The organism is Sphingobium sp. JAI105, assembly GCF_015752145.1.
In the GTDB taxonomy this organism is placed as follows: domain Bacteria; phylum Pseudomonadota; class Alphaproteobacteria; order Sphingomonadales; family Sphingomonadaceae; genus Sphingobium; species Sphingobium xenophagum.
Map to the genome: position 1 here is coordinate 2,902,086 of NZ_JADOUC010000001.1, position 25,499 is coordinate 2,927,584.

Sequence of the window (25,499 nt, forward strand, 5' to 3'; positions counted from 1 at the left end):
GCATCGGTTACTGAGAGCCTGATTCAAAATTATCGGGCGTGATTTGATGGCCTTGCGATGCGGCGTGCGAAGAGCTGGATCGAGGCGATGAAGAGCCATGCGGTAGCCGATGCGATGGTCTGTTCAAAGTCCTTGGCGAGGCGGCGATTGCGGTTCAGCCAGGCGAGGGTTCGCTCGACGACCCAGCGTCGCGGGAGAATGACAAACCCCTTTGCGGCATCCGACCGTTTGACGATCTCGATGGTCCATTTGCCGATCCGGCGCAGCGCGTCCCTGAGTTTGTCACCGGCATAGCCACCATCGGCGAAGACATGGCGCAGCCACGGGAAGCGCCTGATGATCTCGGCCAGCACCAGCGGAGCGCCGTCACGGTCTTGGATGTCGGCGGTGTGGACTACGGCATGGACGAGATTGCCGTCGGTATCCGTCAGGATATGGCGCTTGCGCCCCTTTGTCTTCTTGCCCGCGTCATAACCCCGTGGCCCGCCGCTTTCCGTGGTTTTGACGCTCTGGCTGTCGATCACGCCGGCGCTGGGCGAGCCCTGGCGGCCTGCAGCTTCGCGCCCGATCAGCAGCAGGGTATGGTTTAACGACAACCACAGCCTGCTGTCCCGCCACAGATAGAACCAACGCCGCACCGTCGAGACCGGCGGAAAACACGGCGGAAGCATCCGCCACGGGAGGCCGCCACGCAACAGATACAGGATCGCCTCGACAATCCGCCTGAGCGGCCACTTGCGCGGACGCCCTACATGCGAGGGCGGCGGAAAGAACGGCTCGAGCAGCGCCCATTCGGCATCGGTCAAATCGCTTGGCAAAGCCAAGTCCGCACGGGCATACTGCGCCCGAGTGGTGTCGGTCCACATCGTTGATTTCCTTTGGTTTGTCGCAAAACCGCTGAATCAACGACAGGGCACGCCGTCAAGCTAACCCGCTGATACCACTCAACTTAATTTCGGATCAGGCTCTGAGGTAATCCGATCGCCACTATTGGTAAATGCAACATACGGCCATGGGGAGGAAAAAGTGCAATCACTCGCACTTGGATCGCAATATTCTACGGCATTATTTATTGCAGTGACGCGCGACGCCATAGACCATGCTATTCTGCTATTACTGTTTGTTAATGTATTAGATGAATATTTTATTTTTATCTGATACCCAGTTGAACTGATGATCGATAATAGACGTCCGATGCGCATGGATCCACTATTGTAAAGCGCTTCTTCATATGTAAATGTTCTAGTCGTACCGTCTGGAAATACAACGGATGTCCCTTTTCCAAGGTTTGATGCTGTACTATATATTGGATAATAACTTGTAGAGAAATTAATAACCATTCCGTCGCCGGACGTGAAAATTTGCCGATTAGAGCTCAATGTCGATCCATTTGCCCGATCTGGTACATAGGTTATTCCATCAGCCGCGATCGAAAATGCGTAGGATTTCCCATTGTAGCTCACAACGGGCGAGTCTAGGGCGCCGCTCATGATGGGTATGCTTGCCAGTCGCCAATGCGCAGGGATCCATTGGCGTACATACTGCAACCCACGATGATCATTAGGACCAATCGCTATGTCAGTGACGCTGGTCATTAGCTGGCCACTTGCCAAATTGACCGATTTATCATCAATTGCCATTAACACCGGCGGGGGAGGCGGCGCACCTTCCTGCGCACTGGCGGCAGAAACCTTGATCGCAAAGACAGCGATCAATAGCCCTATGGCGCGCAAGATAGCGTTCCTTCCGCTCCATTTCCGACTCATTTGCGTTCCGCCCCCCGTCCTTCAGCGACTACATTGACTACTCGCGGCTTCTCTTGAGGCAACGCTGCTCGCCGCGCCTCATTGGCAATCAGTGTGGTGACCGACAATGAACCAGATTGCATCGATTCAGATTTACTTTCTACACCGGTAAAACTCACTCCGATTACACCGCCTTCAGAAAAATCTTTTAGCGCAATACTCAGCCCCGAGAGGCGTGCGTCAGGAGACCGGCCTACCTGCTTTGCCAGTGAAGCCGTAATGTCTTCGAACAATGCTTCCCCATCGACCGTCGGGCGCACGAGCAGCACATGTGTCTCGCTATCGCGCTTCACCACCGCAACCACGGATCCGGTCGCCGCGTTTGTAGCACTTTCAAATTCCGTAGCCAGGCCGAGCATCACTGCGCTTTTTTCGCAACTGCCGACAAGCTCCTGCCCGCGATCGCTTTTTTGCGCGATGATAGTGCATTGCGCGGGCACAGGAGCGACCGAAGCCGCCTGCGCAGCCATCAAGAACAGGCTCAACATGTATGTATGTCCCCCACGTCGATACCCGCCTGAATTTCGCGCGGGAGAATGTTACGATGACAGTCGCCGTTTTTAGATGCAACAATTAATGGGCGTTTGCCTCACGGTGCATCCGTAACGGCGACAATTGGGGGTGTGTAAATTCCTTCATTGGCCGATATCGCGCATAATCATATGAACTCGAATCTAGTGCGCATGCTGGAATCATACGAATGTCAGAATTTAGGGCGCAAAAGGCGATATATGCTCTAGCATGAGCGCGTGCTGGAATGGGAATAGTGGGGGCAATGGAAAATAATGCTGTGACGTTGGCGACGATCGCTTGCGCCATGCCGCTGCCCTTTGCGGCGGGAAGGCTATCTTTTGTTCCTCTCTCTGATCGCATATGCCACTTCTGCGGGCCAACTGGCATCTTGGGCCAACGCTATTGATAGCGCCGATCATTAATGGCAACGTCGGGGAATTGTTGGGGGGCTGTTAGGATCAATGGATATTGTTTGCACGCCTCACGCGCGGGGACATTCGCTGTCGCCGATAACTTCGACCGAATACGCCACATATCGCTATTGGTGCGGCTTCCAACATTCTTCGTGGCCCTCTCCGTTATCATGAATTCGAAATCTGCGCGGTCACCATCGCCGCGTCGCCGATTATCAATATTTCCGTTCGCCGAGGTTGATATATGAGTAGTGTTCGCCGGAAGTTTTTTGGGACACGATGGTTGGCGAATTTCGCCGCAGCCGCTTTGGGATTGTCCTCGGCAATACACGCGCAGACTACGCCACCAGATGTCATCGCTCCACTCCATGCGGAGCTAGATCCAAACGGATTGAACCTCTCTAACGGCAAAGCAGCCCTGGAGCTGCCGACTTTATCGATTCCAGCCGCTCCGAGGCTGACCTTTCAACGAGTGCAGGATTGGGCTCCCTATGTGTCAGGGAGGACATCAGGAAGTCCCGGATCATATGTTGAAAAAGCGTGGACCGTTTTTGCAGGCGCTGGAGGAACAGATACATTCAAGTGCCTCGACGACTGGTGCACTGCTGGTCGCGGCAAGGGATCCATTATCGAAGCGAGTGGCCGAGAATATCAGGAAGGTGGAACGGGAACCTTCTATGACTTTGACCTCACCCACATAGATGTGAATAGCACGAACACGGTCAGCTTGTTTTACGCTTCATCAATCAGATATATTGATGGCGAACAAATTACGATTACGTACGGTTCATATTACCAGGCAAATGGTAATTTAAGCCGGACATATTATAGGCCTGTCCAGGTTTCGAGTAGCACGGGCTACCATATCAGCATAACCTATGTGTCGAACACATTCGGCACGGGATGGAGTTCGCCAGCGCAGGTTGGTATATATGCTAGCAATGCACCGACCGTTCCTTTGGCGCAGTTCACATATTCTGGCACGAGTATAACCGACCTTTCGGGGCGTGTTTACCAATGCAGTGGATGTGCAAATATTTTAGGCACAGCGATTGAGAGTTATGCCGGTGGCAGTATGACGCTACCGGGAGAATCAGTTGCTCATATTCAACAGGTCAAGCATCCAACACTGAATCTCATTTCCAGCATAGTGAAGGATGGAGTTACCTGGTCCTATACCTACACTAACCCGGTCGTGAATTCGACGCTGGGCGGATATAAATATGACAAGGTGACCGTTACGGCACCGAATGGCTATTCCCGCGAATATAATATCTCCGCGTCTGGAAACGTCAACGACAGAAGCTTCCAGGTGGTCTCATCCTACAAGGATGAACTGGGCCGACAGGCCTCGCTCACCTACGATAATCGGCAAAGACTGACCCGGATCATTTTGCCGGAAGGGAATGAAGTACTCGCGACTTACGACGCTTTTGGAAATTTGACTGAAAAACGGACAAAAGCCAAGGCTGGCTCCGGCCTGGCAGATATTGTCGAGCAGTCCTATTTCGATACCAGCAATTGCAATGCCTATCCCTACAATATCCTTTGCCATCGTCCCGCGTGGTCTAAGACGGATGCCCTTGGCCCGCAAACCGACTATGTCTGGAATAACAAGGGGCAGTTGACCGAGCGTATTGATCCCGCCGATGCGTCAGGCGTACGTCGTAAAACCTGCGTCACCTATGTTGGACCTAGTCCGTCGGCAGAATGGGTCGTGCCTTCGACATCAGCCTGCGGGACAGCTTCGAGTCAGAGCATTCGTACAGAATATAGCTATTGGGGCAACACGCACTTGCCGAGCGAGGTGCGCCGCTATGACGGCGCTGCCGTGCTCACCACAAGCTACACCTATGACAGCGCGGGCCGGTTGTTGACCGAAGACAAACCTCTCGCAGGTTCGGATGATACAACCCATTTTCGCTACGATACGGTTGGACGGAAGACCTGGGAGATCAGTCCTGTCGCGGCTGGCAGTGGTCTGCGACTTGCCACGCGCACGACCTACCGGACTGCTGACGACAAAGTGACACTCGTCGAGCAGGGTACGTTGCCCAATGCGTCGAGTGCAACGCTGACCGTTCAGAAACAGACCGCGACCGAGTATGACACGCGGCGGAATATCGTCCGCCAACGACTGTCGGCAAGTGGGAAAACGTACAGCATAGTCGACAAGTCATGGGATGACCGAGGACGGCAAATATGTTCGACAGTGCGCATGAACGCTTCTGTATTTACCTCCTTACCTTCGGATGCCTGCACCTTAAGCGCCGAGGGAAGCGATGGCCCTGACCGGATTGCAAAGACGGTCTACGACAATGCGAGCCAGGTGGTGCAGGTCCGCAAGGGTGTGGGAACGCCCTTGGAGCAAGCATATGCGACCTACAGCTACACTAACAACGGCAAGCAGCGGTTCGTGATCGATGCGAACGGCAATAAGGCGGAATTGCGCTATGACGGCTTTGATCGTCAGATACGCTGGGTATTCCCTTCGACGACGAAGCCAGCAGCTTTTAATCCCTCAACCCAGGCCACCGCGCTAGCGAGCGCAGGTGCGCTGAACGAGGGCGATTATGAGGCCTATGGCTATGACGCCCTTGGCAACCGTACGAGCATGAGGAAGCGAGGAGGCCAGACTATCAATTACGGGTATGACGCGCTCAATCGCATGATCCTCAAAGATGTTCCCGGTACAACAACGGCAGATGTCTATTATGGCTACGACTTGAGAGGGCAACAAATCTATGCCCGCTTCGGTTCGACCAATGGTCAAGGCATCACAAACGCCTGGGATGGATTTGGCCGGATGACGTCGAGTACGACCAACATGGACGGCACGGCGAGACCCTTGGCATACCAATATGACGCCAACAGTAATCGGACGCGGATCACGCATCCAGACGGGATCTATTTCTCGTCCGCCCATGACACTCTCGACCGTTTGGTCAACGCGACATGGTGGACGCCTGAGGCCGGAACAGTCCCATTCCTGGCGGTCAGCTACAACACGCAAGGGCTGCGGAGCGATATTAACCGGGGATCGAGCTATACGGGATATGGTTATGATGCGATTACGCGCCTAAGCGCCCAGGACCAACGCTTTGCCGGGAATATCGGCAATCTGATTGATAACTTTGGTTATAATTCTGCGGGTCAGACATCGATGCGCGCGCGGAACAATGATGATTATAGTTTTACGGCACACGTGAATGCCAACCGCAGCTATGCGGTAAATGGCCTTAACCAGTACGGGACAGCCGGCCCTGCCTCGTTCAGCTATGATGCCAACGGCAATCTGACAGGCGATGGTAGCACAACATTCGTTTACGATGCGGAAAACCGTCTGATTTCTGCCGCCGGTGCCAAAAATGCTACTCTGTCTTATGATCCGATCGGCCGCTTGTCGTCGGTGGTGAGCGGCTCGACGACCACACGTTTTCTGTATGATGGCGACCAGCTGGCGCTGGAATATAACGGCGCTGGTTTGATTCAAAAACGGTACATGTTTGCTGGGCAGGATGAGCCAATTCTAGAGAGCAATGGATCAGTACTAAACTGTTCTGGAACAAAATTCCTTCATACGGATCGCCAAGGGTCCATCATCGCTCAAGCTGATTGTTGGGGGAACCGAACCGCGATCAACAGCTATGACGAATATGGTATTCCCGGATCAGGTAACATAGGACGCTTCCAATATACCGGCCAAGCCTGGATGCCGGAACTTGGTATGTATTATTATAAAGCCCGCATTTATTCGCCTACACTGGGAAGGTTTCTGCAGACCGATCCGATCGGATATAAAGACCAGATCAATCTCTATGCGTACGTGAAGAACGATCCCGTGAACGCTACCGATCCAATGGGACTGTGTACCGGTTCGCTTATTTCTAATAGTGATGGCACTTGTAAGACGGGAGGTTTTGTAAGTGGCGCGGGCAGCTCAACTGGCGGCAAATCCGGCGTTCCGACATCTCGAGCAGAAAGATCCGCAGTAAAGGCGAACGATCTGAATGCATATTGGGAATCACGGTGTAAAAGAGGAGATCCAATCGGTTGCTTGGGTCTTGAATATGGAAAGAGAGAGGCTTCTGGATTGGCCTCGATATCTCAACGTGCTTTGCGCGAAGCCATTGCCAAAAACCATGGTTATGTCGCACCCAACCACATATCGCCTGGTCGGCTGGGAGATACTAAAGCCGCCCTCACGGAATATAACAAAGTCAGAATTGATCTGATGAACGAACATATGAAAGCTGTAGATAGAGACCAGAATCACCAGCTTTCTTCAACTCAGATCACCGAATATCACTGGAAAGTATTTGATGATCACTCCATACCAAGAAGTACTTTTGGAGGAACTATTTTTACGGGAACAACATTAGATCTTTGGCTAACTGAGAGATTTTGGTGTGCGTCATGCGATTAATTAATCAAAGTATTTTAAGGAATTTAGCCATATTTTTGTTGGTTATACAGTCAGTCATTGCTTTTATTGGAATAATTTCTGTTTTGTATATGTGGCCAATGCCTTTGTATTTTAGTTTATATCATAAATCCTCGATAGTATATTTTTTTATTAATCCAATAATAGCGGCCGCGTTAATCAAAAAAAATAATTTTTATGCTGCAGTTTCGCTTACAATTTTTTCATTGTTATTCTTCTTCTTGACTTGATAAATATTCATTTAATACAAAAATAAATATAATTGCTTTGCCTGTTCGAGGATCTTGCACTCGCGCGCCGCGACGGTTGCTTCCCACGCGTCGTCGACAAGCTTGCCCGCGTTCAGCTGCTCATTCTGGACGACTGGGGTACCCATAGTCTCAACGATCAGCAACGCCTTGATCTGCTCGAAATCTTCGAGGAACGGTATCGCCGCAGATCCACGCTCATCGCCGCCCAGCTCCCAGTGGCGGCCTGGCACGAAATGATCGGCGAGCCCACGATCGCCGATGTTATCCTCGACTGCATCGTCCACAATGCCCATCGCATCATGCTGAAAGGAGAGAGCCGTGCGTCCTCGTTGCCGATGAGGATGCCAATGCGTTGGCTGTGAGGCAGCGCTACGGTCTGCTAATCCGGTGTTGCATTTCCTGCGCTATTGCCCGTATCAATTTGATGACGACATCGCTTGCTAATTGTTTTGAGTTACGCGCTAATCGCTGAGCAGTGCAGGAATATCTCGGGGGAACAATGAATAGAATCGGGCTGCTCGCTGCTTCCGCGCTCATTTGTTCGCTCTCGACCGCCGCTGCTGCGTCAGAAACCATTTCCTACCTCTACGACGCATTGGGCAGAATGGTGGCTTCGGTTGCTGACAGCGGCCCGACCGCTAAAGCCACCAGCATGTATCGCTACGACGCGGCCAACAATCGTAACTATGTCGGCGTGGTAAAGGCTGATGGGACTCAAATCCCTGTTTTCCGTTTCCAACAAAATTGGCGCCATTTCTATACGGTCGACTATCTGGAAGGCAGCAACGCTGGATTGCAGCCAGAGTGGATCGCATTTTCCTTATATCCTGGCGGTGGTTCAGGGCTGATCGCGCTGTATCGATGCTACCAAAGCGGTAGTGACGATCACTTCGTGTCGATGTCGAGCACATGCGAAGGGCAAGTCCAGGAGGGGCTGATGGGTTATGCCCACACGACGCCGGGTCCGGGACGTCGCGCATTGTATCGCTTCTACAAGGCCAGCATAGCGGACCATCTGATTACCGTGGATTCCAGCGAAGGGACGAGCAACGGCTATACGTCGGAAGGCATTCTAGGCTATGTTATATAGGCGCAGTTACCGCTGGCGATAGAGGCTGGCAGGTTTAAGATACGCTTGCGTTTTTTTGTGCGAGCGTCACCAAACAGATCGTGGTCGATGACCACATGGCAACCATCGGCATATCAAATTCAGGATTTCATCATGTTTCGCCCATTTGCGCGATCAAGGTCATTGAAGCTATTTCCGCCGCTGGTGGCGTTCGTCCTGTCCAAAACCGTCTACGCTCAAACCAGCTATGGAGATCCCGCTGGTTCCGGCCCCATCGTCGGTGCGCTCCAATGGCTCCAGGGCACGATGCTCGGCACAGTCGCCACCGTCGCAGCGGTTATGGCAGTCGCTGCCGTGGGCTTCATGATGCTGACCGGCCGCATGAACTGGCGCTATGGCGCGGTGGTGATCCTGGGCTGCTTCATCCTGTTCGGGGCTGCCAGTATCGTAGGCGGCATCCAGTCCGCCGCCTCGCCTGGTTACTGACCGATGAGCCAGCTCGATCGCGACACGCTGTTTGTGGCTCTGGCGCGGCCGCAAATGTTCGCGGGCGTCACCTATAGCTTCTTCGTCATCAACGCGATCGTCACGACCGAACTGTTCCTCGTCCTTAAATCCATGTGGGTGCTGCTGGCGGCGGTCATCATCCATGTCATTGGCTACCTCGCCTGCCTGCGCGAGCCACGGATCTTCGATTTATGGCTGGTCAAGGTCGCGCGATGCCCCCGCATTCCCAACTATCGGCTATGGCGTTGCAATTCCTATCGTCCATGAGCGCATCGCAGAAGACCGCCAGGCGCGAGCGATCGGTAGGTAGTCGGCTGCCCTATGCTGCGCAGATCGATGATCGCACGTTGCTGACGCGTGACGGGCTGCTGATGCAGGTCATCCACCTCGGCGGCTTCCTGTTCGAGACAGCGGATACGGACGAACTCAACTATCGCAAGGCGCTGCGCGATGCGATGTTGCAGGCGATCGGTTCGTCGCGCTTTGCCCTCTATCATCACATCATCCGCCGCCGCGTCGATACCTCGCTCGAAGCCGAATATCCCGACGCCTTCAGCGCCAGGCTGGATGCAGCATGGCGTGCGCGGCTCGGCACACGCAGCCTCTATGTCAACGACCTGTTCCTGACGATCGTGCGCCGTCCCATGCAGGGACGCAGCGGTATCGCCGACCGACTGTCCCGCAAGTTCCTTGGCGGAACTTCCGATGGCGCGGATCGCGCAACCGACCTGCGCGCGCTCGACGCCGCCAGCGATCAGATCGTGGCAGCACTGGGCCATTATAAGCCGCGAACCTTAAGCGCCTATGACACGCCCCACGGCCCCTGCTCGGAGCCGCTGGAATTTCTCTCGATGATCCTCAATGGCGACATGCGCCCGGTTCGACTGCCTGAGGGTGATGTCGGCGAGTATCTGCCCTACCGCCGGATCAGCTTTGGCCAGGACATGGTCGAACTGGGAGCCGCCGCCGACCTTCCCCGCGAGTTTCAGGCGATGCTCTCGATCAAGGATTATCCAGGTCAGACAATGCCCGGTATGCTCGACGATCTGCTGCGCCTGCCGGTCGAACTGGTGGTGAGCCAGAGCTTTGGTTTCGTCGATCGGCAGGCAGGGCTTGGCCGGATGAACCTTGCCTTGCGCCGGATGCGCGCAACCGACGATGAAGCGATCAGTCTGCGCCAGTCGCTCAGCGGAGCGAAGGATGACCTCGCGGGAGGTCGCGCCGCCTTTGGCGAGCATCATCTGACCATTGCGGTGCGCGGCACCGATATGGCGGCGGTCGATGGCCATGTTGCCGAAGTGCAATCAACCCTCACCGATCTTGGCCTGATAGCCGTGCGCGAAGAGATTGGCCTTGAAGCGGCCTGGTGGGCGCAGTTTCCGGGGAACTTCCCCTATGTCGCCCGGCGCGCGCTGATCTCGTCGCGCAACTTCGCCAGCCTCGCCAGCTGCCATAATTTTCCAAGCGGTCGAGCCACCGGCAATCATTGGGGCGATGCGGTCACCATCCTGGAATCAACCGCTGCTGGTCCCTATCATTTCAACTTCCACCAGGGCGATCTGGGTAACTTCACCATCATCGGCCCTTCGGGGTCGGGCAAGACAGTGGTACTCAACTTCCTGCTGGCGCAGGCGCGCAAATTTTCCCCGCGCATCATCTTCTTCGACAAGGATCGCGGCGCGGAACTGTTCATCCGCGCGATTGGCGGGGTCTATGACATATTGCGCCCAGGCATGGCCGCAGCGCTCAATCCGCTCCAGATCGATGACACACCCGAGAACCGCCGCTTCCTGATCGACTGGATCGGCCGCCTGGTTGCCCGTCCCGGCGAACCGCTGACGCCGGAGGAACTGCACCGGATCCAGGAAGCGGTCGATGCGAGCTATGGTGCGCCCCATGCCCATCGCCGCCTGCGCTATTTCGCGCAACTGTTCCGGGGCAGCGAACGTCCCCATGCCAATGACCTGTGGTCGCGCCTGCGTCCCTGGTGGGGCGAGGGCGAACATGCCTGGCTGTTCGACAATGCCGAGGATCGCACCGACATCGCCGCGCAGACGGTCGGGTTCGACATGACCCGGATATTGGATACGCCGACATTGCGCACGCCGGCGATGATGTATCTCTTCCACCGCGTCGAAGAACGGCTAGACGGCACGCCTGCCATCATCGTGATCGATGAAGGCTGGAAAGCGCTCGATGATGATATTTTCGTCCAGAAGATAAAGGATTGGGAAAAGACGATCCGAAAGCGCAACGGCATTGTCGGCTTTGCGACGCAGAGCGCGGAAGATGCTTTGTCCAGCAAGATCGCCAGCGCCATCGTCGAGCAGGCGGCAACCCAGATATTCATGGCCAACGCCAAGGCGAGGCGCGAGGATTATTGCGACGGGTTCGGGCTCACCTCCCATGAATATGATCTTATCCGCAGCCTGCCCGACAGCGCCCATTGCTTCCTGATCAAGCATGGTAATGACAGCGTGGTGGCGCGTCTCAACCTGGGCGGCGAAAGCGATATCCTCACCATATTGTCAGGCCGCGAACGCACGGTGCGTCTGCTCGATGACATCCGTGCGCAGGTCGGCGATGATCCCGACGACTGGCTGCCCCGGTTGCTCAAGGTCGCCTGATGGAGAGTTGCGCGCCCTTCGATGCTGCGCAGGGCTATGCCATGGCGCTCACCAGTTACATCGACTGCCAGGCGAAACTGTTGGGCGAAGGCGGCTATGCGGCGCTCTCGGCCAGCAATTCGCCGGTCATCATCGCACTGGGCGGACTGCTGACGATCCTCATCGCCTTCCAGGGCTACCGCCTGCTGCTGGGCGATCAGTTGCATGTCCGTGATGGCGTGCTGCTGGCGGCCAGGATCGGGCTGGTGCTGGCCTTCGCGACCCAATGGCCCGCTTATCGCACTATCGTCTATGGCCTGACCGTGGAAGCGCCTCAGGAGTTGACCGCCCTGCTGCCAGGCGCTGGCGGTGGATCGGGCCGTAGCTTTCCCGCGCGATTGCAGACCAGCTATCAGGCCATAGCCGAGGTGACGCGCCCATCGCCAAGCCTCGCCCCGCCATCTGCGCCACAGCAAGGCGCAGACGGTCCAGTCCCGCAGCAAAAACTGCCCTTCTCGCTGGCAGGCAATCCTGTGTTGATGGCAGCAGGTATTGCGCTGCTCGTATCAGGCCTTGCGATCCTCATCACGGTGCGATTGATCGCCGGATTGCTGCTGGCGCTTGGGCCGCTTTTTTTCGCCTGCCTGCTCTTCGATACGACGCGCGGCCTGTTTGAAGGCTGGGTGCGGGCCTTGCTGGGCACAGCGGTCGCCAGCACGACCACCGGCGTGCTGCTCGGTATCGAGATGTCGATCATCGAACCACAACTGTCCGCGCTGATCGAGGCCATGACGGTCGGCACATTGCCGGTCCTGCTTCCTGGCGAAGTGCTGGCGACGGTTCTGATCTTCACCCTTGCACTGCTGGTTGCGCTTGTGGTCTCTTTGCGGATCGGCGGCGGCTTTCGCTTCGTGGGACGCAGCGTAGCGGTCGGCGCACAATTGGTCCAGCAATGGCGAACCGTGGCGCAGACGCAAATGGCGCAGTCGGTTGCGTCCCGCAGCGACAACCCGGAGGAAAGCCGTTCCCGTGCAGCACTGATTGCCGATGCGATCAGGATCAGCGACGATCAGGGGAACGCCCCTGCTCTTGGCCACCGCAGGCTGGAGATCTCGCAGCAGAATGAGAACCCCGAACGAGCGGTTGTTACCATCCAAGCGACACCCCTCGGACAAAGCCACAGGCGTTCGACCAGTATGCGCAGAAGCAAGAGTATGAGCCAGCGGAACGGCACGATATGAAGGATAAGAGCTTGGCTGGCGACGCGCCCGTTACCGACCGCGACACTTATTATGCCCGCGCCGCCAGTTGGGCGGAGGACGGGCAGGAAAAGCTGCGCCTGTCCCGGCGTATCGCCTGGCTCGTTGCGGGCATTGCCTGCGGCGTCGCCCTGTTCGAGGCGGTCGCCATCGCGCTGATGATCCCGCTCAAGACCGTGGTGCCTTATACGCTGCTGGTCGATCGCACGACCGGCTATGTCCAGATGCTCAAAGGCGATGATCGCCAGACGCTGGTTCCCGATCAGGCTCTCACCCAGTCGCTGCTCGCGCAATATGTGATCGCGCGCGAAGGGTTTGATATTACCAGCGTGCCTGCCGATTATCGCAAGGTCGGTCTGTGGTCGGCCCAGCGGGCGCGCAGCGACTATCTGGCGATGATGCCCGCTTCCAATCCTGCCAGCCCGTTCCAGCGCTTTCGGCGCACGACAGTGCTTGCGGTCCATATCAAGAGCGTATCGCCGCTTGGCCCCGGCACCGCGCTGGTGCGGTTCGAGACCGAGCGCAAGGATCAGGGTCAGGTCGAGGGGCCGCGCGATGCATGGGTGTCGGTCGTGCGCTACCGCTTTGTCGATGCGCCGATGTCGATGGAAGATCGGCTGATCAATCCGCTCGGCTTCCAGGTGCTGCACTATCGCCGCGATCAGGAAGCGCTGCCTGATCCTGCGCCGGTCACGCTGTCAGCCCCAGCGCAGACCCTGACGGCTCCACCAACCGCAATGCCCGCCAGTCCAATCGCGCCCAGGACGACGCAGCAGTGAAGCGGCTCTTTCTCGCCCTGCTATTGGTGGCAACCTCAGCGACGGCGGAGGTCGTCCCGCAGCCTTCTCCCGGCGATCCCCGTATCCAGACGGTCGATTATGATGCCGATCAGGTCGTTCGCCTGAGCCTCGCGGCAGGCTATACGCTCAGCCTGGAATTTGCCGCCGACGAGCGGATCGAGAATGTTGCAATAGGCGAGAGCGGCGGTTGGCAGGTGACGCCCAACAAGCGTGCCGACCATCTGTTCATCAAGCCGACCGAAGGGGCCAGCGAGACCAACCTCATCGTCTTGACCGATGCGCGGCGTTACAGCTTCATCCTCTCGCCATCCGGGCAGATGATGGGAGTCAGCCCCTATGTCGTGCGCTTTCGCTATGCCGGGATCGACATGGCTCCGCCCACGGTGATCAGCGAGGCGCGCGCGTCCTATCGCGTGCGCGGCGCGAAGGAACTGATCCCCAGCGCCATGTCCGACGATGGCCTGGCAACGACCATCAACTGGCCAGCCGAAGTTGCTATTCCTGCCATCTATGCGGTCGATGCACAGGGACAGGAGACGCTGATCAACGGCGCGATGCGCGATGGTGCGTTTGTCGTCGATGCGATCGCGTCGCGCTTCATCTTTCGCGCGGGTAAGCGCAAGGCTGTCGCGACCCGTCAAACGGGCAGGGGGGCATCATGAGCGTCGAGGCGGATGACCCAAGGGACGATCTCGATCAGCGGGATGTGAGGCCAGTCGTGGCCATGCCGCGGGCAGGCCTGTCAGGCGCAGGCATCGCCCTTTTGTGCGCGGTCATCGGGATCGGGCTCTTCTTCATCCTCGACGCCAACCGGCGTGGGAAAGAAGCCGATGCGGCCAAAGGGCAGCCAAGCCAGGCAGCTATCATGTCACCACAGCCCCTGGCGATACCGCTAGCGCCGGTCGACCCCGAACCGGTCGCGGCTGCGCCGATCACGCCGGTTCTCACACCACCAGTGCCGGCAGTGAGGCAATCCTCTTCACCTCCGCCAAGCTACGCGCCGCCAATGGCCATGGCGCAGCCGCCAATGCCAGACGCTTCTCCCGCTCGCGCGCCAGCATCATCGGGGCAGGCGTCTCCCCTCATCATTGACCTGGCATCTGCCGATGGCGGTGGAAATAGCGCGGACGCCGCTGGCGCGGCAGGCGACGATCAGGCTGTGCGCGCCAGCGTCATTCGTAACCGTTCCAGTCTTGTGCCGCAGGGGGCGATGATCAGCGCGGTTCTCGAAACCCCGATCGACAGTCGCCGTCCAGGGCTCGTCAGGGCGGTTGTGTCACGCGATGCACGCGGCTTTGATGGCACCCGCGTCCTCATCCCGCGCGGTAGCCGTCTGATCGGTGAGGCAGCAGGCGACATGAAGGCAGGGCAGAGCCGTGTCCTCGTCACATGGACCCGGCTGATCCGGCCCGACGGCGTCGCGATCCGCATTGGCTCGCCTGCCGCCGACGTGCTGGGCGGCGCGGGGATCCGGGGCAAGGTCAATAATCATTTCTTCGAGCGGTTCGGCAATGCCGTGCTGCAATCCGCACTCACCATCGGCGTCAACATCGCATCGCGCCCCCGAAGCAATTCCGTGATCGTGGGCTTGCCGGGCCAGATCGGGGCGACCGGACAAAATCTCTTGCCCAACCTCGATCAGGCACCCACGATCAAGGTCGGATCGGGCGCTGAAATATCGGTGTTCGTGGCAAGGGACCTGGATTTTAGCGGCGCGGGCCTGCGTCCATGACCGGCCACGTCAAGCCGGTGCCGGACGGAACCCAGGGTTCACCGCCGTCCGACTTTCCATTCCTCGACGCCTATCTGGCGCCTATCTCGTCGGTCCTTGTCCAGCCCGATGTCACCGACATCTATATCAATCATCCTGGTGAAATATGGATCGAGCGTCTGGGCGGCGGCATCGAATGGCAGGGGGTGCCGACCCTGACCGAAGCGGGCCTGTGGCGGCTTGCCCGCCAGATTGCCAGCCTCTCCCACCAAGGGATCAACCGCGAGCATCCGCTGCTCTCGGCTCGCCTGCCTGACGGGTCGCGCGTGCAGATCGTCGCGCCGCCCGCGACCAGGGGGCCGTTGGCGATGGCGATCCGCCGCCACGTGTCGGCAGATCTGACGCTGGACGATTATGCCAGTAGCGGCGCGTTTGCAGGGCTGGATGAGCAAGCCCGCGACGAGCCTTCCACCGACAACGCCAGCCCCGCTGCGCTGCTGGCCGAGGCGGTGCGGCAGCGCAGGACGATCCTGATTTCAGGCGGCACCTCGACCGGCAAGACCACCTTCCTCAACGCCCTGATGCGCGAGATCCCCGATCACGAACGGCTGATCCTGATCGAGGATACGCCCGAACTCCAGCTCAGCCATGCCAACGCCATCGGCCTGGTGGCGGTTAAGGGAGAGCTTGGGGAAGCGCGGGTGACGGCTGATGATCTGCTCCAGGCGTCGCTGCGGATGCGGCCAGACCGGATCATCCTGGGCGAATTGCGGGGCAACGAGGCCTATACCTTTCTGCGCGCGATCAACACCGGGCATCCAGGCTCTATGACCACCATCCATGCCGACAGTCCGGCCAAGGCGATCGAGCAGCTTGCCCTCATCATACTCCAGTCCGGCACGCGGCTGAGCCGGGAGGATGTCGCCCACTATATTCGCGGGACGGTCGACCTGTTTGTGCAATTGGAGCGGCGGGGCGGGAAACGGGTTGTGCGTACAATCGCCAGCAAGGGAGACGTCGCGAATCCATCATAGCATTTCAACCTGGCCATCAAAAATGGGACGCGAGACTGTAGGGCGGCTTCCTGCGAAATCGGGGGTGTATATGAAGAAATTTTTCTCGCTTATATTATCAAGCCCGGCGCTAATTCTGAGTATTGGCCCCGGCCATGCTCTTGCCCAGGCATCCGCCGATGTCATGCAATATGACGCTCTTGGACGACTGACGTCCGTCCAGGCGGGCAGAGGCGCGCTGACCAAGTATAATTATGATCCGGCGAGCAACCGGTCATCGGTCAACGTGCAAAGGCAGCTGGATAGCAGTTGGGCAGCTACGTCGCTCCCGCATTTGATCGGATATGCCGCGTCTTTTGGCGGATGGGCAGCGGACACCAGTGGTGGCCCCGGGCACTTGACCTACGGTCCATATACGACGGCCATCCCGACCGGGAACCGTGTTGGAGTATGGCGCATGATGACTGACATCATATCGATTCAACAGAATGAAATCGTAGCCACGATCGATATCTATGATTCCACTGCGGGTCAGATTTTGGCAGTAAAGAATATCGTCCGCTCGTCTTTTGTCGGTCCGATGACCTATCAAATTTTTGAATTGCCGTTCACGTTGAGCGCTGGCAGCGCTGGGCATTCGTTGGAACTGAGAACCTGGTTCACTGCCAACGCTTATATTAATGTCGACCGGATTAGATATTATTAAGCAGTTGGGGAAGTAGCAACATCCAGTGATATCCATGCCCTCAAATGGCGCGGAGCGCCAAAGCGGGCCTTGTATCACCAACCCGAACGCACGGATGCTCCTGCATAGGGATCAGATAGCTCTTGAGCGACGCCAGAGCCAACGGGTATTCGGATGATTGCCGACAATCATATTTTAGCAACGGGGGTTTTATGAAGAAGATCGGACTGGTCGCGATGATGGCGATGGTGGCCACTCCCGCCTTCGCGCAGGTAACCACTCGCTATGTCTATGACGCCTTGGGACGGCTGGTGGGATCTGCCAATTCGGGCTACATAAACAACGGAAACGCGGTCCGCATGTCCTATGACGCCGCAGACAATCGGGTAAACTATAATGCATCCAACGTAATCGTCCAAATTTCGACCGGGCAACAGATTAACTCGCCCGATGGCCGATTTCGCCTTGTGCAGCAGACCGACGGAAATCTGGTTCTATATTTTGGAGCATCAGCGCTGTGGGCGAGCTACGCATTTGGAAGCAATTTCACGACCTACTTCCAGTCGGACGGCAATCTCGTAACCTATGGTCCATCAGGCCCCGTCTGGAATAGTGAAACCAACGCGATTGGCGCGCGGTTGGCATTACAGAATGACGGCAATCTGGTTATCTATGATCTTGACGACAGGGTTGTCTGGGCGACCAATACGGGAGGCCACTGAGCGGCGATCCTGCGTTAACGTCCGATCGTCTGCGCCTGACAGTCGATATGCACCAAGGCATTGGCTAGGAACTCTTGGCTGGTCTGGACGGCGGTACGGGCCATCGGTTGGTTGAGGACGTCATTCGCTGGCGGGTCGCATGATAGTCAATTCCCCCCAGTATTGGTCGCCCAGATAGCCTGGCCCGAAGTGGCGTAAATGACGACGTTGCCGTCGTTCTGGACAATCAATCGAGAGCACAGCGAGTAACTGCCCGATTGCCAGATCGCGCCGGTCCCGTCTCCCTTGTAGACCACAAGTTTGCCGTCGCCCTGAAAAGCCAGGAATGCCCCGGATGTATCGTACGTGCCTGTGTGCCACAACACCCCGGAAGGGCCTCGGAGTACCAAATTTCCATCGGCCTGCATGGTGAATGTAAAACGGCCATCAGAAGAGGTGAAGCTTCCGCCTGGCAAAAGACCTCTTCCCTCGTCCGATGCCAACACGTTGGTCCTGTTTTCAGCCGAATCCAGTGCGTAGGACTGGCGAAAACCGTGATCCCATGTTGCGCTGCAGCGGTTTACGAGTCGCCCCAGAGCATCATAATCGTAACTGTCGGTATTTTGCGCAAAGCTTGCCGAACTTGCGGCCAATGCCGCAACCAGTCCGATACTGCTCGCGATAAGATACCTCATGCGAATCCCTCCGTTGTTGGCCGACGGGTCAGCCATATGGGTATCGAAATCATCAGATCAGGCGCGCGCCAAAAACTGATCGGCCTGCACCGAGTGGCCCAGGGTGATTGTTAGTGCATTGTGGTATCTGACGGCAATGGCGGCGGTGCTGTTTCCGGAGCCTGCGGTCGGTAACTGAACGAACTGTGGGGCCGGACGGTGTAGTGCTGCTTGCCAATGATCTCTTCCGGCTTGCGCTTCTTGCCCATCTTCCAACGCCTTCGTCGTCTGAAAAAACAAAGATTTCGGACCACTCAGAAGGGGCAGATCAGATATGTCCGTTCAGTTGGAACGGCGTAACGGTTGGGGCACCTTCCACATGATCGTCGAAAAGGGCGCGCTGTTTTGGCTACCAGCCCGGCGGTAGCGCTGCACCCGCATAGGGGTCATAGGGCTGCGCCGCACGTGGAGGCGGTGGCGCTACTTCCGCCTCGATGATCGGATGAGACGAGCTAACGGCGCTTGTGGATACCGGCATGAGCAGGCCCGCTGCGATGACCGGCGCGCCGAAAATCAGGAAACAGCCGACAGTCGTCCGCACGCCCCGCCGCCAGTCCATCCGCCCTTCGAACAGTTGGAAGCCCACAATGGCCACGGCCAATGTGGCCGCGACGGTAGCCGGCGAACCCAGCATCAACTGCTCGATCCAATTCGTGGCTGAGGTCAAACTTGCTGACGGCAAAGGGGCGTCCAAATGGTTGAATCGAAGCGTCCCGGTTTTTCCGGAGACGGTTTCATTTGAATTATGCGACCATATCAACGGGCTCGTTGGCTGCATAGTGGTGGGCCACGGCTTTTGCGGGTGGATATGTCCGATGGGGGCCGAAAGGCCTGGCCGGGAGGCCTATCAGCGGATCCAGGCAATTTGCACCGCGATCTCGGCCAAGGATCGCCTTCAGGATCACCGCGACGCCGTGCATGCCCTTCAGCGCCATGGTGGGGTTCGCGCACAGGTCTCCCGTCATTCCCGCGCCTGCGCCAGCAAGCGTTAGACCGAGATCCGGCTGATCCTCATCGCCGCTGCTATCGCCGATCGGTCATTTCCTATGGTGGCGGGCGGCCGCGCATTTTCGAAAAGGGCGGTGGGTTGATCGACGGTGCAGCGCGCGCATGCTCGGGCAGCAGGTCAGCCTGCTGTCGCATGCGATAGCTGGCGCCCTCGATCTGCATGACCACGGGGTGGTGAAGAAGGCGCTCGAGCAGCGCGGTGGCCAAAGATATTGCCCCATTCGGCAAAGCTTGGTTGGACGTCAGGATAATGGCGCCTTTTTCATATCGGCCGTTGACGAGCTGGACGAAGATATTTTTGCCCCCATGGCGAGCCATGCTGGTTCCAACGCCCAGGTCTTGGCGATATGTTGGACCGGCGTGAGGGCCCCGAACGTCGCGAACGGCCGATTTTGCCGCCGTTGGGCGCCTCGGCGATTTCCTTCCTCCACACCGACAAAATGCTCGACTTTCCTGTGGACCAGAGCGACAGCGGTTGCACGCAATCGCGCTGCAGGTGGAAGCAGCGCGCTGCCCCGCCACGCTGCTGGCCGGGGCTCTGGGTGGTGGGAGCGGCGCAGCGTCGCTCCTTGACAAGGAGACCACCCATGCCCCGCAAGCCTGAACTTACCGACCTGCAGCTCATTCTCCTGTCGACCGCATTTGCGCGGGAGGACGGGCATCTATATCCCCTGGCAGTCAGCATCGCCGACAAGGGTGACCACCTCACCACCGCGATCGCCTCGTTGCTGAAGCGCAAGCTGGTTGAACAAGCCGAAGTCAGCGATATCGCGAAGTTGTGGATGGAGCAGGAGGATGGACATACGGGTCTTGTGCTGACGGACAAGGCCCGCGCTCTGATCGATGGGCGTGGCGAAGGCGACGTTCATGGCGTGACACCCCCCCGATCCGTTCCGTGCACTGGTTCCAAAAGGGAGATGGTGCTGACCCTGCTTGGCCGTGAGGAAGGCGCGGCGGCGGCCGAACTGATCGATGCTACCGGCTGGCTGCCCCATACGATGCGGGCGGCGCTTACGGGCCTGCGCAAAAAGGGGCACGTCATAGAGCGCGGCCGCCGCGGCGACCTGAACGTCTATCGCGTGATCATCGGCGCTTGACCGATGAGTGCCATGGACGAAAGGATCAATACGGAACTGGCGCAGCTGACGACGCTCTCCTCCCGCCAGCTTCGCGACCGATGGACCGCCATGGCTCTGGGGCCGATTCCGCTTGTCAGTCCCGCCATGCTGCGCCTCGCCCTTGCCTGGGAAATTCAGGCAAGGGCGCTGGGCGGCCATAGCCGGGCGACCCGCCAGATGCTGACCCAGCGCATGGCGGCCAGGACCAGCACGACCCTGGCCATGCCGGGCATGCGGCTGGTGCGAGAATGGAACGGTGTCACCCATATCGTGACGGTGGGCGAAGATAAGATCATTCGCTGGAATGAGCGGGAATGGCGCTCCCTTTCCGAGGTTGCCCGCGCCATCACCGGCACTCGCTGGTCGGGCCCGGCCTTCTTTGGGCTCAAGAAAAGGCTTGCGGCATGAAAATGGTTCGCTGCGCCATCTATACCCGCAAGTCGAGCGAGGAGGGACTCTCCCAGGATTTCAATTCACTCGACGCTCAGCGTGACGCCTGTTCTGCGTACATCCTCTCTCAGGCCAGTGAAGGATGGAACGAGATTGGGGATCGCTATGACGATGGCGGCCTGTCCGGTGGAACATTGGAACGTCCAGCACTGCAGCGCTTGCTGAGCGATGTCGCGGAGGGCAGGATCGACATCATCGTCGTCTACAAGCTCGATCGGCTCACCCGGTCGCTCCTCGATTTCGCCAGGCTGGTGGAGGCGTTCGACAAGACCGGGACCAGCTTCGTCTCCATCACCCAATCCTTCAACACCACCACCAGCATGGGGCGACTGACCCTCAATATGCTGCTGTCTTTCGCCCAGTTCGAACGAGAGGTAACGGCCGAACGGATCCGCGACAAAATCGCTGCCTCCAAGGCCAGGGGTATGTGGATGGGCGGAATCCCGCCGCTGGGTTATAAGCCCGACGGCCGCAGCCTCGCGATCGTCGAAGAGCATGCTGCCATCATACGTGCCATCTTCGAGCGCTATCATGCCATTGGCAACGTCCGGCTGCTGGGGGACCAGCTCAAAGCGGACGGTATCCTTTCACCCGAGCGCAGCACCGCAACCGGCAAGATCATCGGGGGAGGGGCCTTTACCCGTGGTCAGCTCTATCTCATGCTCAAATGCCGGACCTATCTGGGGGAGGTGCAACATAAGGATCGAGTCTATCCTGGGTTGCATTCACCCATCATCAGCCAGCAATTATGGGATAGGGTGCAGGCCCGGCTAGCGGCCAATCTGCTGGGACATCGCAACGGTGTCAGGATGAAGGCACCCAGCCTGCTTGCGGGCCGGATCGTCGATGAGAAGGGCGACGCACTGATCGCATCCCATGCGGCCAAGGCCGCAGCGGGGTCAGCCGAGGCGAAAATCCGTTATCGCTATTATATCAGCGATCCACGACATAGCGGCAGTGGGGATGGCGGCATGCGCATTCCCGCCGTCGAGATCGAGGCGGCGGTGACCGAGAGGATCGCTCAGGCCTTTGACGATCCGCTGACATTGTTGGAACAGGCAAAGCTGCCACTTGAACCAGATATGCTTATAGGCATCGAACAGCGGTCCGCCGACCTGACCGCTCGTATCCGGCTCAAGGATCATGCACTGGTCAGGGGCATCGTTATCAGGGTGCAGGTCGAGAAGGGGAGGGTCGTGATCCTCTGTTCGGTCAGCCAGATGGCAGAATTGCTGAAGATTCCCACAGCCGTCGATGCATCAACCGAACTGACGCTCACATCCGCCATCCGCCTGACCCGGTCGGGCCGGGCGATGCGACTGATCCAGAGCAATGGCCAGCATGCCTCGCGCCGGGTCGATCCGGCGCTGACGAAGCTTATCGTTCAGGCGCATCGCTGGTGGGGCGAGATCAGGCAGGGCGAGATCAACATCACACGCTTGTGCGAACGGGAGCAGGTGTCCGACGCCTGGGTCAGTCGCGTGCTGCGGCTTGCGTTTCTCTCGCCCAAAGTGACCGACGCTATCCTGCGAGGCGAGCAGCCGGCCGGCCTCAATAGCGCGGCATTGCTGGCCACAGGGACGGTCACGCCTGGTTGGTGTGGGCAGGAGAGGCTAGCATCGCCGAAGTTGCCGCCTGCCTCAAGGGGGTGTGTGGAGGTCAACAGATGACGCTTTGGCGTAACGAGAATTTTGCCTGAGCAGCGAACGCTGGACGCAGCGCTGCTTTTGGCTGTCGGGACGATGCCGCTGGAGGCTGGCCGACTGGAAACCGCGCGGTATTCCACAGTAGCAGTGCGATAGTCGCCGTGATCCCGTGTAGGCTCTCGACCAACATAAGCCGTTTCGGGTGGGCGCAAATGGCGACTGCGGCCCGAACCGCGCATTGACCTGTCGGACTTTACCTTGGCCGATCCGGTCTACAGCCGTCTTCATATTGTCGAATATTCCACGCTGAGGCACGCCGCCCAGCACCCGGAAGGCCTGTGTCAGCGCGTCGAACAACATCTCGTGGGTTTGCAACAGGTAGGCTCGCGTGATGAACGCCCGACTGTGGGAAAGCTTGGTATGGGCTACCTGCAGCTTGACGGGCCGGCCATTGAGAAGGGCGTAATCTTCACTCCAATCGAACTGAAAGGCCTCACCGGGCTGGAAGATCAGCGGTACGAATGTGCCGCGCCCACTGGTTTGCTTTTCATATTGGCGTTCGGCCTTCCACGCTCGAGCAAAGGCGGCAACACGGCCGTAGGATCCCTCGTAGCCCAGTTTAACCAGATCTGCATGTAGCTGCTTGGCTGTTCGCTTTTGCTTGCGCGACTTGCCCGATTCCATCCGCAGCCACGTCGTCAATTTTTCGGCAAACTGATCAAGCTTGCTCGGTCGTTTGGGAACCTTGAACGTCGGCTCCACCGCGTCATCGCGCAGATATTTGCGGATCGTGTTGCGCGATAATCCAGTCCGTCGCCTGATCTCGCGAATGGGAATGCCTTGCCGAAAATGCCAGCGGCGGATCACACTGAGTAAGTCCATGTCGATCACTCCGATGCCTCCTGACTGTCAGCCAGGGGCGAGGAAAACATGGGTCAAATCTCGGCTCTGACTCACTTTTGCTGCTGTTGAGAGTATGCTCCCGCTGCTTCTATCGGGAGTATCTGCCATGCACGGTCGATTTCAGCGCGCGAGCCTTGCACCCGAAGGCTTTGTAGTTGTCTCAGTGCAGAGTGTCGGGGAAGATGTCCAAATCCTGCTACGCTCACGATGTATTTTTGGGGTTTGCCCTGACTGTGGGCGACCAGGTCGAAGGGTTCAAAGCCGATATGTGCGTCGACCGTCGGATCTTCCCCTTGGTGGCCGCCGCGTCGTTCTGAAGATCCTGACGCGTCGCTTTTGGTGCGACACTGTCGTTTGCGGGCGACGCATTTTTTGTGAACAGTTTGATGACGGCGTTTTGGCTCGCTATGCTCGGCGCACTCAGCGGCTTGAAACAATAGTCCACCACCTTGGGCTGGCGCTCGGTGGCAGGCCTGGGGCCGCTTTTGCCCACCGCCTCATGATGCCGGTAAGCAAGGACACCTTGTTGCGAGTGGTCCGTCGGCGCGTCAGTGAACAGAATGATGAACTGCATGTCATCGGCATTGATGATTTTGCCTTCCGGCGGGGCCAAACCTACGGGACGATCGTCTGCGATCTGGAGCGCCGGACGCCGGTCACACTATTGCCGGACCGCGCTCTGGAGACGTCCCGTGCCTGGCTTGCCAAGCGCCCATCGATATCGATTGTCGCCCGCGACCGGGGCGGTGGCTATGGTGAAGCGATCGCCAGAGGGCTGCCTGATGCCGAGCAAGTTGCCGATCGTTGGCATCTCATGGAGAACTCGAGCCGAGCGTTTCTGGATGCCGTCAACAAGTCCATGCGGCAGATAAGGCAGGCGGTCGGAAGCACTGTCGTCGATCCCAAGCTGCTCACTTATGCCGAAAAGCTGCAATATGAAGGCTATCTACGCCGGCAGGAGACCAACGACGCGGTCCGGGAACTGGCAAAAAATGGTACGTCCATCCGGCAGATTGTTCGGCAGACCGGCCATAGCCGAAAGCTCGTTCGCGATGTTCTGCGCGGGCAGCGAATGGACGTATTCCGCTCCCGCCCCAGCTTCCTGGACAGTTGGCTGCCATGGCTGAATGACCGATGGGATAACGGCACCCGCAATGCCCTGGCGCTCTGGCGCGAGATGCGCGCGGAAGGTTTTGTGGGTCAAAGCGGTGTCGTCTCACAATGGGCTCAACGCCGGCGTCTCGCCGAAAAGGCCAATCAAAGTGGCCTCGCCCGCACACCCTCGGCGCGCGTTCTTGCGCGCCTAATGACTTCGGCGTGGGATGGGCTTGCCAAATCCGAAGCGATCCTGGTGGCGGTAATCGAGGAAAACGTCCCTGAATTGGTAGTAGCGCGCAAGGCGATCGGCGACTTTCAATCCATGATCCGATCAAAGTCGGCGGCAAAGCTCGATGAGTGGATCGAGACGGCAAAGGGCAGCCTTATCGGGTCATTCGTCAATGGCGTCGAAAAGGACCTTCCGGCCGTACGAAACGCAATCGTCTCGCCATGGTCGAACGGTCAGACCGAAGGGCAGATTACACGCCTCAAACTCATCAAGCGACAGATGTATGGCCGCGCAAAACTCGATCTTCTTCAGGCCCGACTGGTGGGCGCGCCATGAGCCGGCCCATCAGCAAATGTGAGTCAGAGCCAAATCTCAGTGAAAACTTATAACCCTCCCGGGTCACTTCTCAGTGCAAATCAACAAACAGGGGTCGCAGTTTCAAAACAGAGCAAGATCTTTCATCCCCATCGGATAGGTAGCGATAGTGACTTGATGGTTGTGTTCTCGTGTGATGCGACTAGCGCCTTTCGCTCCTA

Annotated in this window: 24 protein-coding genes and 1 pseudogene; 17 read left to right on the plus strand and 8 right to left on the minus strand. The window is 58.0% G+C overall.

Features of this window, described 5'->3' with window-relative positions:
• Positions 1–29 precede the first annotated feature (29 nt).
• The 3 genes from IWY39_RS13905 to IWY39_RS13915 all read right to left on the minus strand — a co-directional run bounded on the left by IWY39_RS13905 (position 30) and on the right by IWY39_RS13915 (position 2,293).
• Complete coding sequence (locus tag IWY39_RS13905; protein ID WP_107125139.1) at positions 30–866, minus strand: IS5 family transposase; 837 nt, start codon at positions 864–866, stop codon at positions 30–32.
• 78 nt (positions 867–944) lie between these two features.
• Positions 945–1,733 (minus strand): hypothetical protein, encoded by a 789-nt coding sequence (locus tag IWY39_RS13910; protein ID WP_196871603.1) that lies wholly within the window; start codon positions 1,731–1,733, stop codon positions 945–947.
• A 29-nt stretch (positions 1,734–1,762) separates the two neighbouring features.
• The gene (locus IWY39_RS13915) at positions 1,763–2,293 is read right to left on the minus strand and encodes a hypothetical protein (RefSeq protein WP_107126253.1); all 531 of its coding nucleotides are present in this window, start codon (positions 2,291–2,293) and stop codon (positions 1,763–1,765) included.
• Between the two features lie 721 nt (positions 2,294–3,014).
• Here IWY39_RS13915 and IWY39_RS13920 point away from each other — a divergent pair.
• From IWY39_RS13920 to IWY39_RS13980, 13 genes are all read left to right on the plus strand, one after another.
• Positions 3,015–7,157, plus strand: a complete 4,143-nt coding sequence (locus tag IWY39_RS13920) for an RHS repeat domain-containing protein (RefSeq protein WP_181316857.1) — start codon at positions 3,015–3,017, stop codon at positions 7,155–7,157.
• A 280-nt stretch (positions 7,158–7,437) separates the two neighbouring features.
• Positions 7,438–7,788, plus strand: a complete 351-nt coding sequence (locus IWY39_RS13925) for an ATP-binding protein (RefSeq protein ID WP_269207999.1) — start codon at positions 7,438–7,440, stop codon at positions 7,786–7,788.
• A 113-nt stretch (positions 7,789–7,901) separates the two neighbouring features.
• The gene (locus IWY39_RS24465) at positions 7,902–8,516 is read left to right on the plus strand and encodes a hypothetical protein (RefSeq protein ID WP_145169869.1); all 615 of its coding nucleotides are present in this window, start codon (positions 7,902–7,904) and stop codon (positions 8,514–8,516) included.
• A gap of 132 nt (positions 8,517–8,648) precedes the next feature.
• Positions 8,649–8,981 (plus strand): TrbC/VirB2 family protein, encoded by a 333-nt coding sequence (locus IWY39_RS13935; RefSeq protein WP_107126262.1) that lies wholly within the window; start codon positions 8,649–8,651, stop codon positions 8,979–8,981.
• Between the two features lie 3 nt (positions 8,982–8,984).
• Complete coding sequence (locus tag IWY39_RS13940) at positions 8,985–9,269, plus strand: type IV secretion system protein VirB3 (protein ID WP_107126256.1); 285 nt, start codon at positions 8,985–8,987, stop codon at positions 9,267–9,269.
• Positions 9,242–11,629 carry a VirB4 family type IV secretion/conjugal transfer ATPase gene (locus IWY39_RS13945; protein WP_196871604.1) on the plus strand — a complete coding sequence of 796 codons (2,388 nt, stop codon included), beginning with the start codon at positions 9,242–9,244 and terminating at the stop codon, positions 11,627–11,629. The genes IWY39_RS13940 and IWY39_RS13945 overlap by 28 nt, the downstream gene beginning before the upstream one ends.
• A complete protein-coding gene (locus IWY39_RS13950) occupies positions 11,629–12,849 on the plus strand; it encodes a type IV secretion system protein (RefSeq protein ID WP_107126294.1) in 1,221 nt (406 codons plus the stop codon). The genes IWY39_RS13945 and IWY39_RS13950 overlap by 1 nt, the downstream gene beginning before the upstream one ends.
• Positions 12,846–13,646, plus strand: a complete 801-nt coding sequence (locus tag IWY39_RS13955; RefSeq protein WP_107126295.1) for a virB8 family protein — start codon at positions 12,846–12,848, stop codon at positions 13,644–13,646. Before IWY39_RS13950 ends, IWY39_RS13955 begins: the two co-directional genes overlap by 4 nt.
• Complete coding sequence (locus IWY39_RS13960) at positions 13,643–14,329, plus strand: TrbG/VirB9 family P-type conjugative transfer protein (RefSeq protein ID WP_261376146.1); 687 nt, start codon at positions 13,643–13,645, stop codon at positions 14,327–14,329. The genes IWY39_RS13955 and IWY39_RS13960 overlap by 4 nt, the downstream gene beginning before the upstream one ends.
• A complete protein-coding gene (locus tag IWY39_RS24075) occupies positions 14,326–15,399 on the plus strand; it encodes a TrbI/VirB10 family protein (protein ID WP_231377527.1) in 1,074 nt (357 codons plus the stop codon). Before IWY39_RS13960 ends, IWY39_RS24075 begins: the two co-directional genes overlap by 4 nt.
• The gene (gene virB11 / locus IWY39_RS13970; RefSeq protein WP_107126235.1) at positions 15,396–16,412 is read left to right on the plus strand and encodes a P-type DNA transfer ATPase VirB11; all 1,017 of its coding nucleotides are present in this window, start codon (positions 15,396–15,398) and stop codon (positions 16,410–16,412) included. The genes IWY39_RS24075 and virB11 overlap by 4 nt, the downstream gene beginning before the upstream one ends.
• Positions 16,413–16,482: 70 nt before the next feature.
• Positions 16,483–17,097 carry an RHS repeat domain-containing protein gene (locus tag IWY39_RS13975; protein WP_181316902.1) on the plus strand — a complete coding sequence of 205 codons (615 nt, stop codon included), beginning with the start codon at positions 16,483–16,485 and terminating at the stop codon, positions 17,095–17,097.
• 191 nt (positions 17,098–17,288) lie between these two features.
• A complete protein-coding gene (locus IWY39_RS13980; protein WP_107126574.1) occupies positions 17,289–17,798 on the plus strand; it encodes a hypothetical protein in 510 nt (169 codons plus the stop codon).
• Between the two features lie 146 nt (positions 17,799–17,944).
• Here IWY39_RS13980 and IWY39_RS13985 read toward each other — a convergent pair whose 3' ends face one another.
• The 4 genes from IWY39_RS13985 to IWY39_RS14000 all read right to left on the minus strand — a co-directional run bounded on the left by IWY39_RS13985 (position 17,945) and on the right by IWY39_RS14000 (position 19,837).
• A complete protein-coding gene (locus tag IWY39_RS13985; protein WP_181316901.1) occupies positions 17,945–18,472 on the minus strand; it encodes a hypothetical protein in 528 nt (175 codons plus the stop codon).
• A gap of 388 nt (positions 18,473–18,860) precedes the next feature.
• On the minus strand, positions 18,861–19,178 hold the full coding sequence (locus IWY39_RS13990; RefSeq protein WP_186443246.1) for a TrbC/VirB2 family protein: 318 nt from the start codon (positions 19,176–19,178) through the stop codon (positions 18,861–18,863).
• 76 nt (positions 19,179–19,254) lie between these two features.
• Positions 19,255–19,476, minus strand: coding sequence for a hypothetical protein (locus IWY39_RS13995; RefSeq protein WP_186442703.1), 222 nt, complete (start codon positions 19,474–19,476; stop codon positions 19,255–19,257).
• Between the two features lie 79 nt (positions 19,477–19,555).
• On the minus strand, positions 19,556–19,837 hold the full coding sequence (locus IWY39_RS14000) for an ATP-binding protein (RefSeq protein WP_107126571.1): 282 nt from the start codon (positions 19,835–19,837) through the stop codon (positions 19,556–19,558).
• A 269-nt stretch (positions 19,838–20,106) separates the two neighbouring features.
• Between IWY39_RS14000 and IWY39_RS24080 the strand changes: the two genes are divergently transcribed.
• The 3 genes from IWY39_RS24080 to IWY39_RS14015 are packed head-to-tail and all read left to right on the plus strand — an operon-like array spanning position 20,107 to position 22,757.
• Positions 20,107–20,616, plus strand: coding sequence for a DUF3489 domain-containing protein (locus IWY39_RS24080; protein WP_229380834.1), 510 nt, complete (start codon positions 20,107–20,109; stop codon positions 20,614–20,616).
• Between the two features lie 12 nt (positions 20,617–20,628).
• Positions 20,629–21,045: a DUF2924 domain-containing protein gene (locus tag IWY39_RS14010; protein WP_107126570.1), complete on the plus strand. Its 417-nt coding sequence runs from the start codon at positions 20,629–20,631 to the stop codon at positions 21,043–21,045.
• A complete protein-coding gene (locus IWY39_RS14015; RefSeq protein WP_107126569.1) occupies positions 21,042–22,757 on the plus strand; it encodes a recombinase family protein in 1,716 nt (571 codons plus the stop codon). Before IWY39_RS14010 ends, IWY39_RS14015 begins: the two co-directional genes overlap by 4 nt.
• 204 nt (positions 22,758–22,961) lie before the next feature.
• On the opposite strand, the pseudogene istA reads toward IWY39_RS14015, so the two are convergent.
• Positions 22,962–23,615 (minus strand): annotated as a pseudogene (gene istA, locus IWY39_RS14020) (IS21 family transposase); the annotation flags it as partial.
• Positions 23,616–23,742: 127 nt separating this feature from the next.
• Here istA and IWY39_RS14025 point away from each other — a divergent pair.
• A complete protein-coding gene (locus tag IWY39_RS14025; protein ID WP_107124878.1) occupies positions 23,743–25,299 on the plus strand; it encodes an ISL3 family transposase in 1,557 nt (518 codons plus the stop codon).
• Positions 25,300–25,499: the final 200 nt, after the last annotated feature.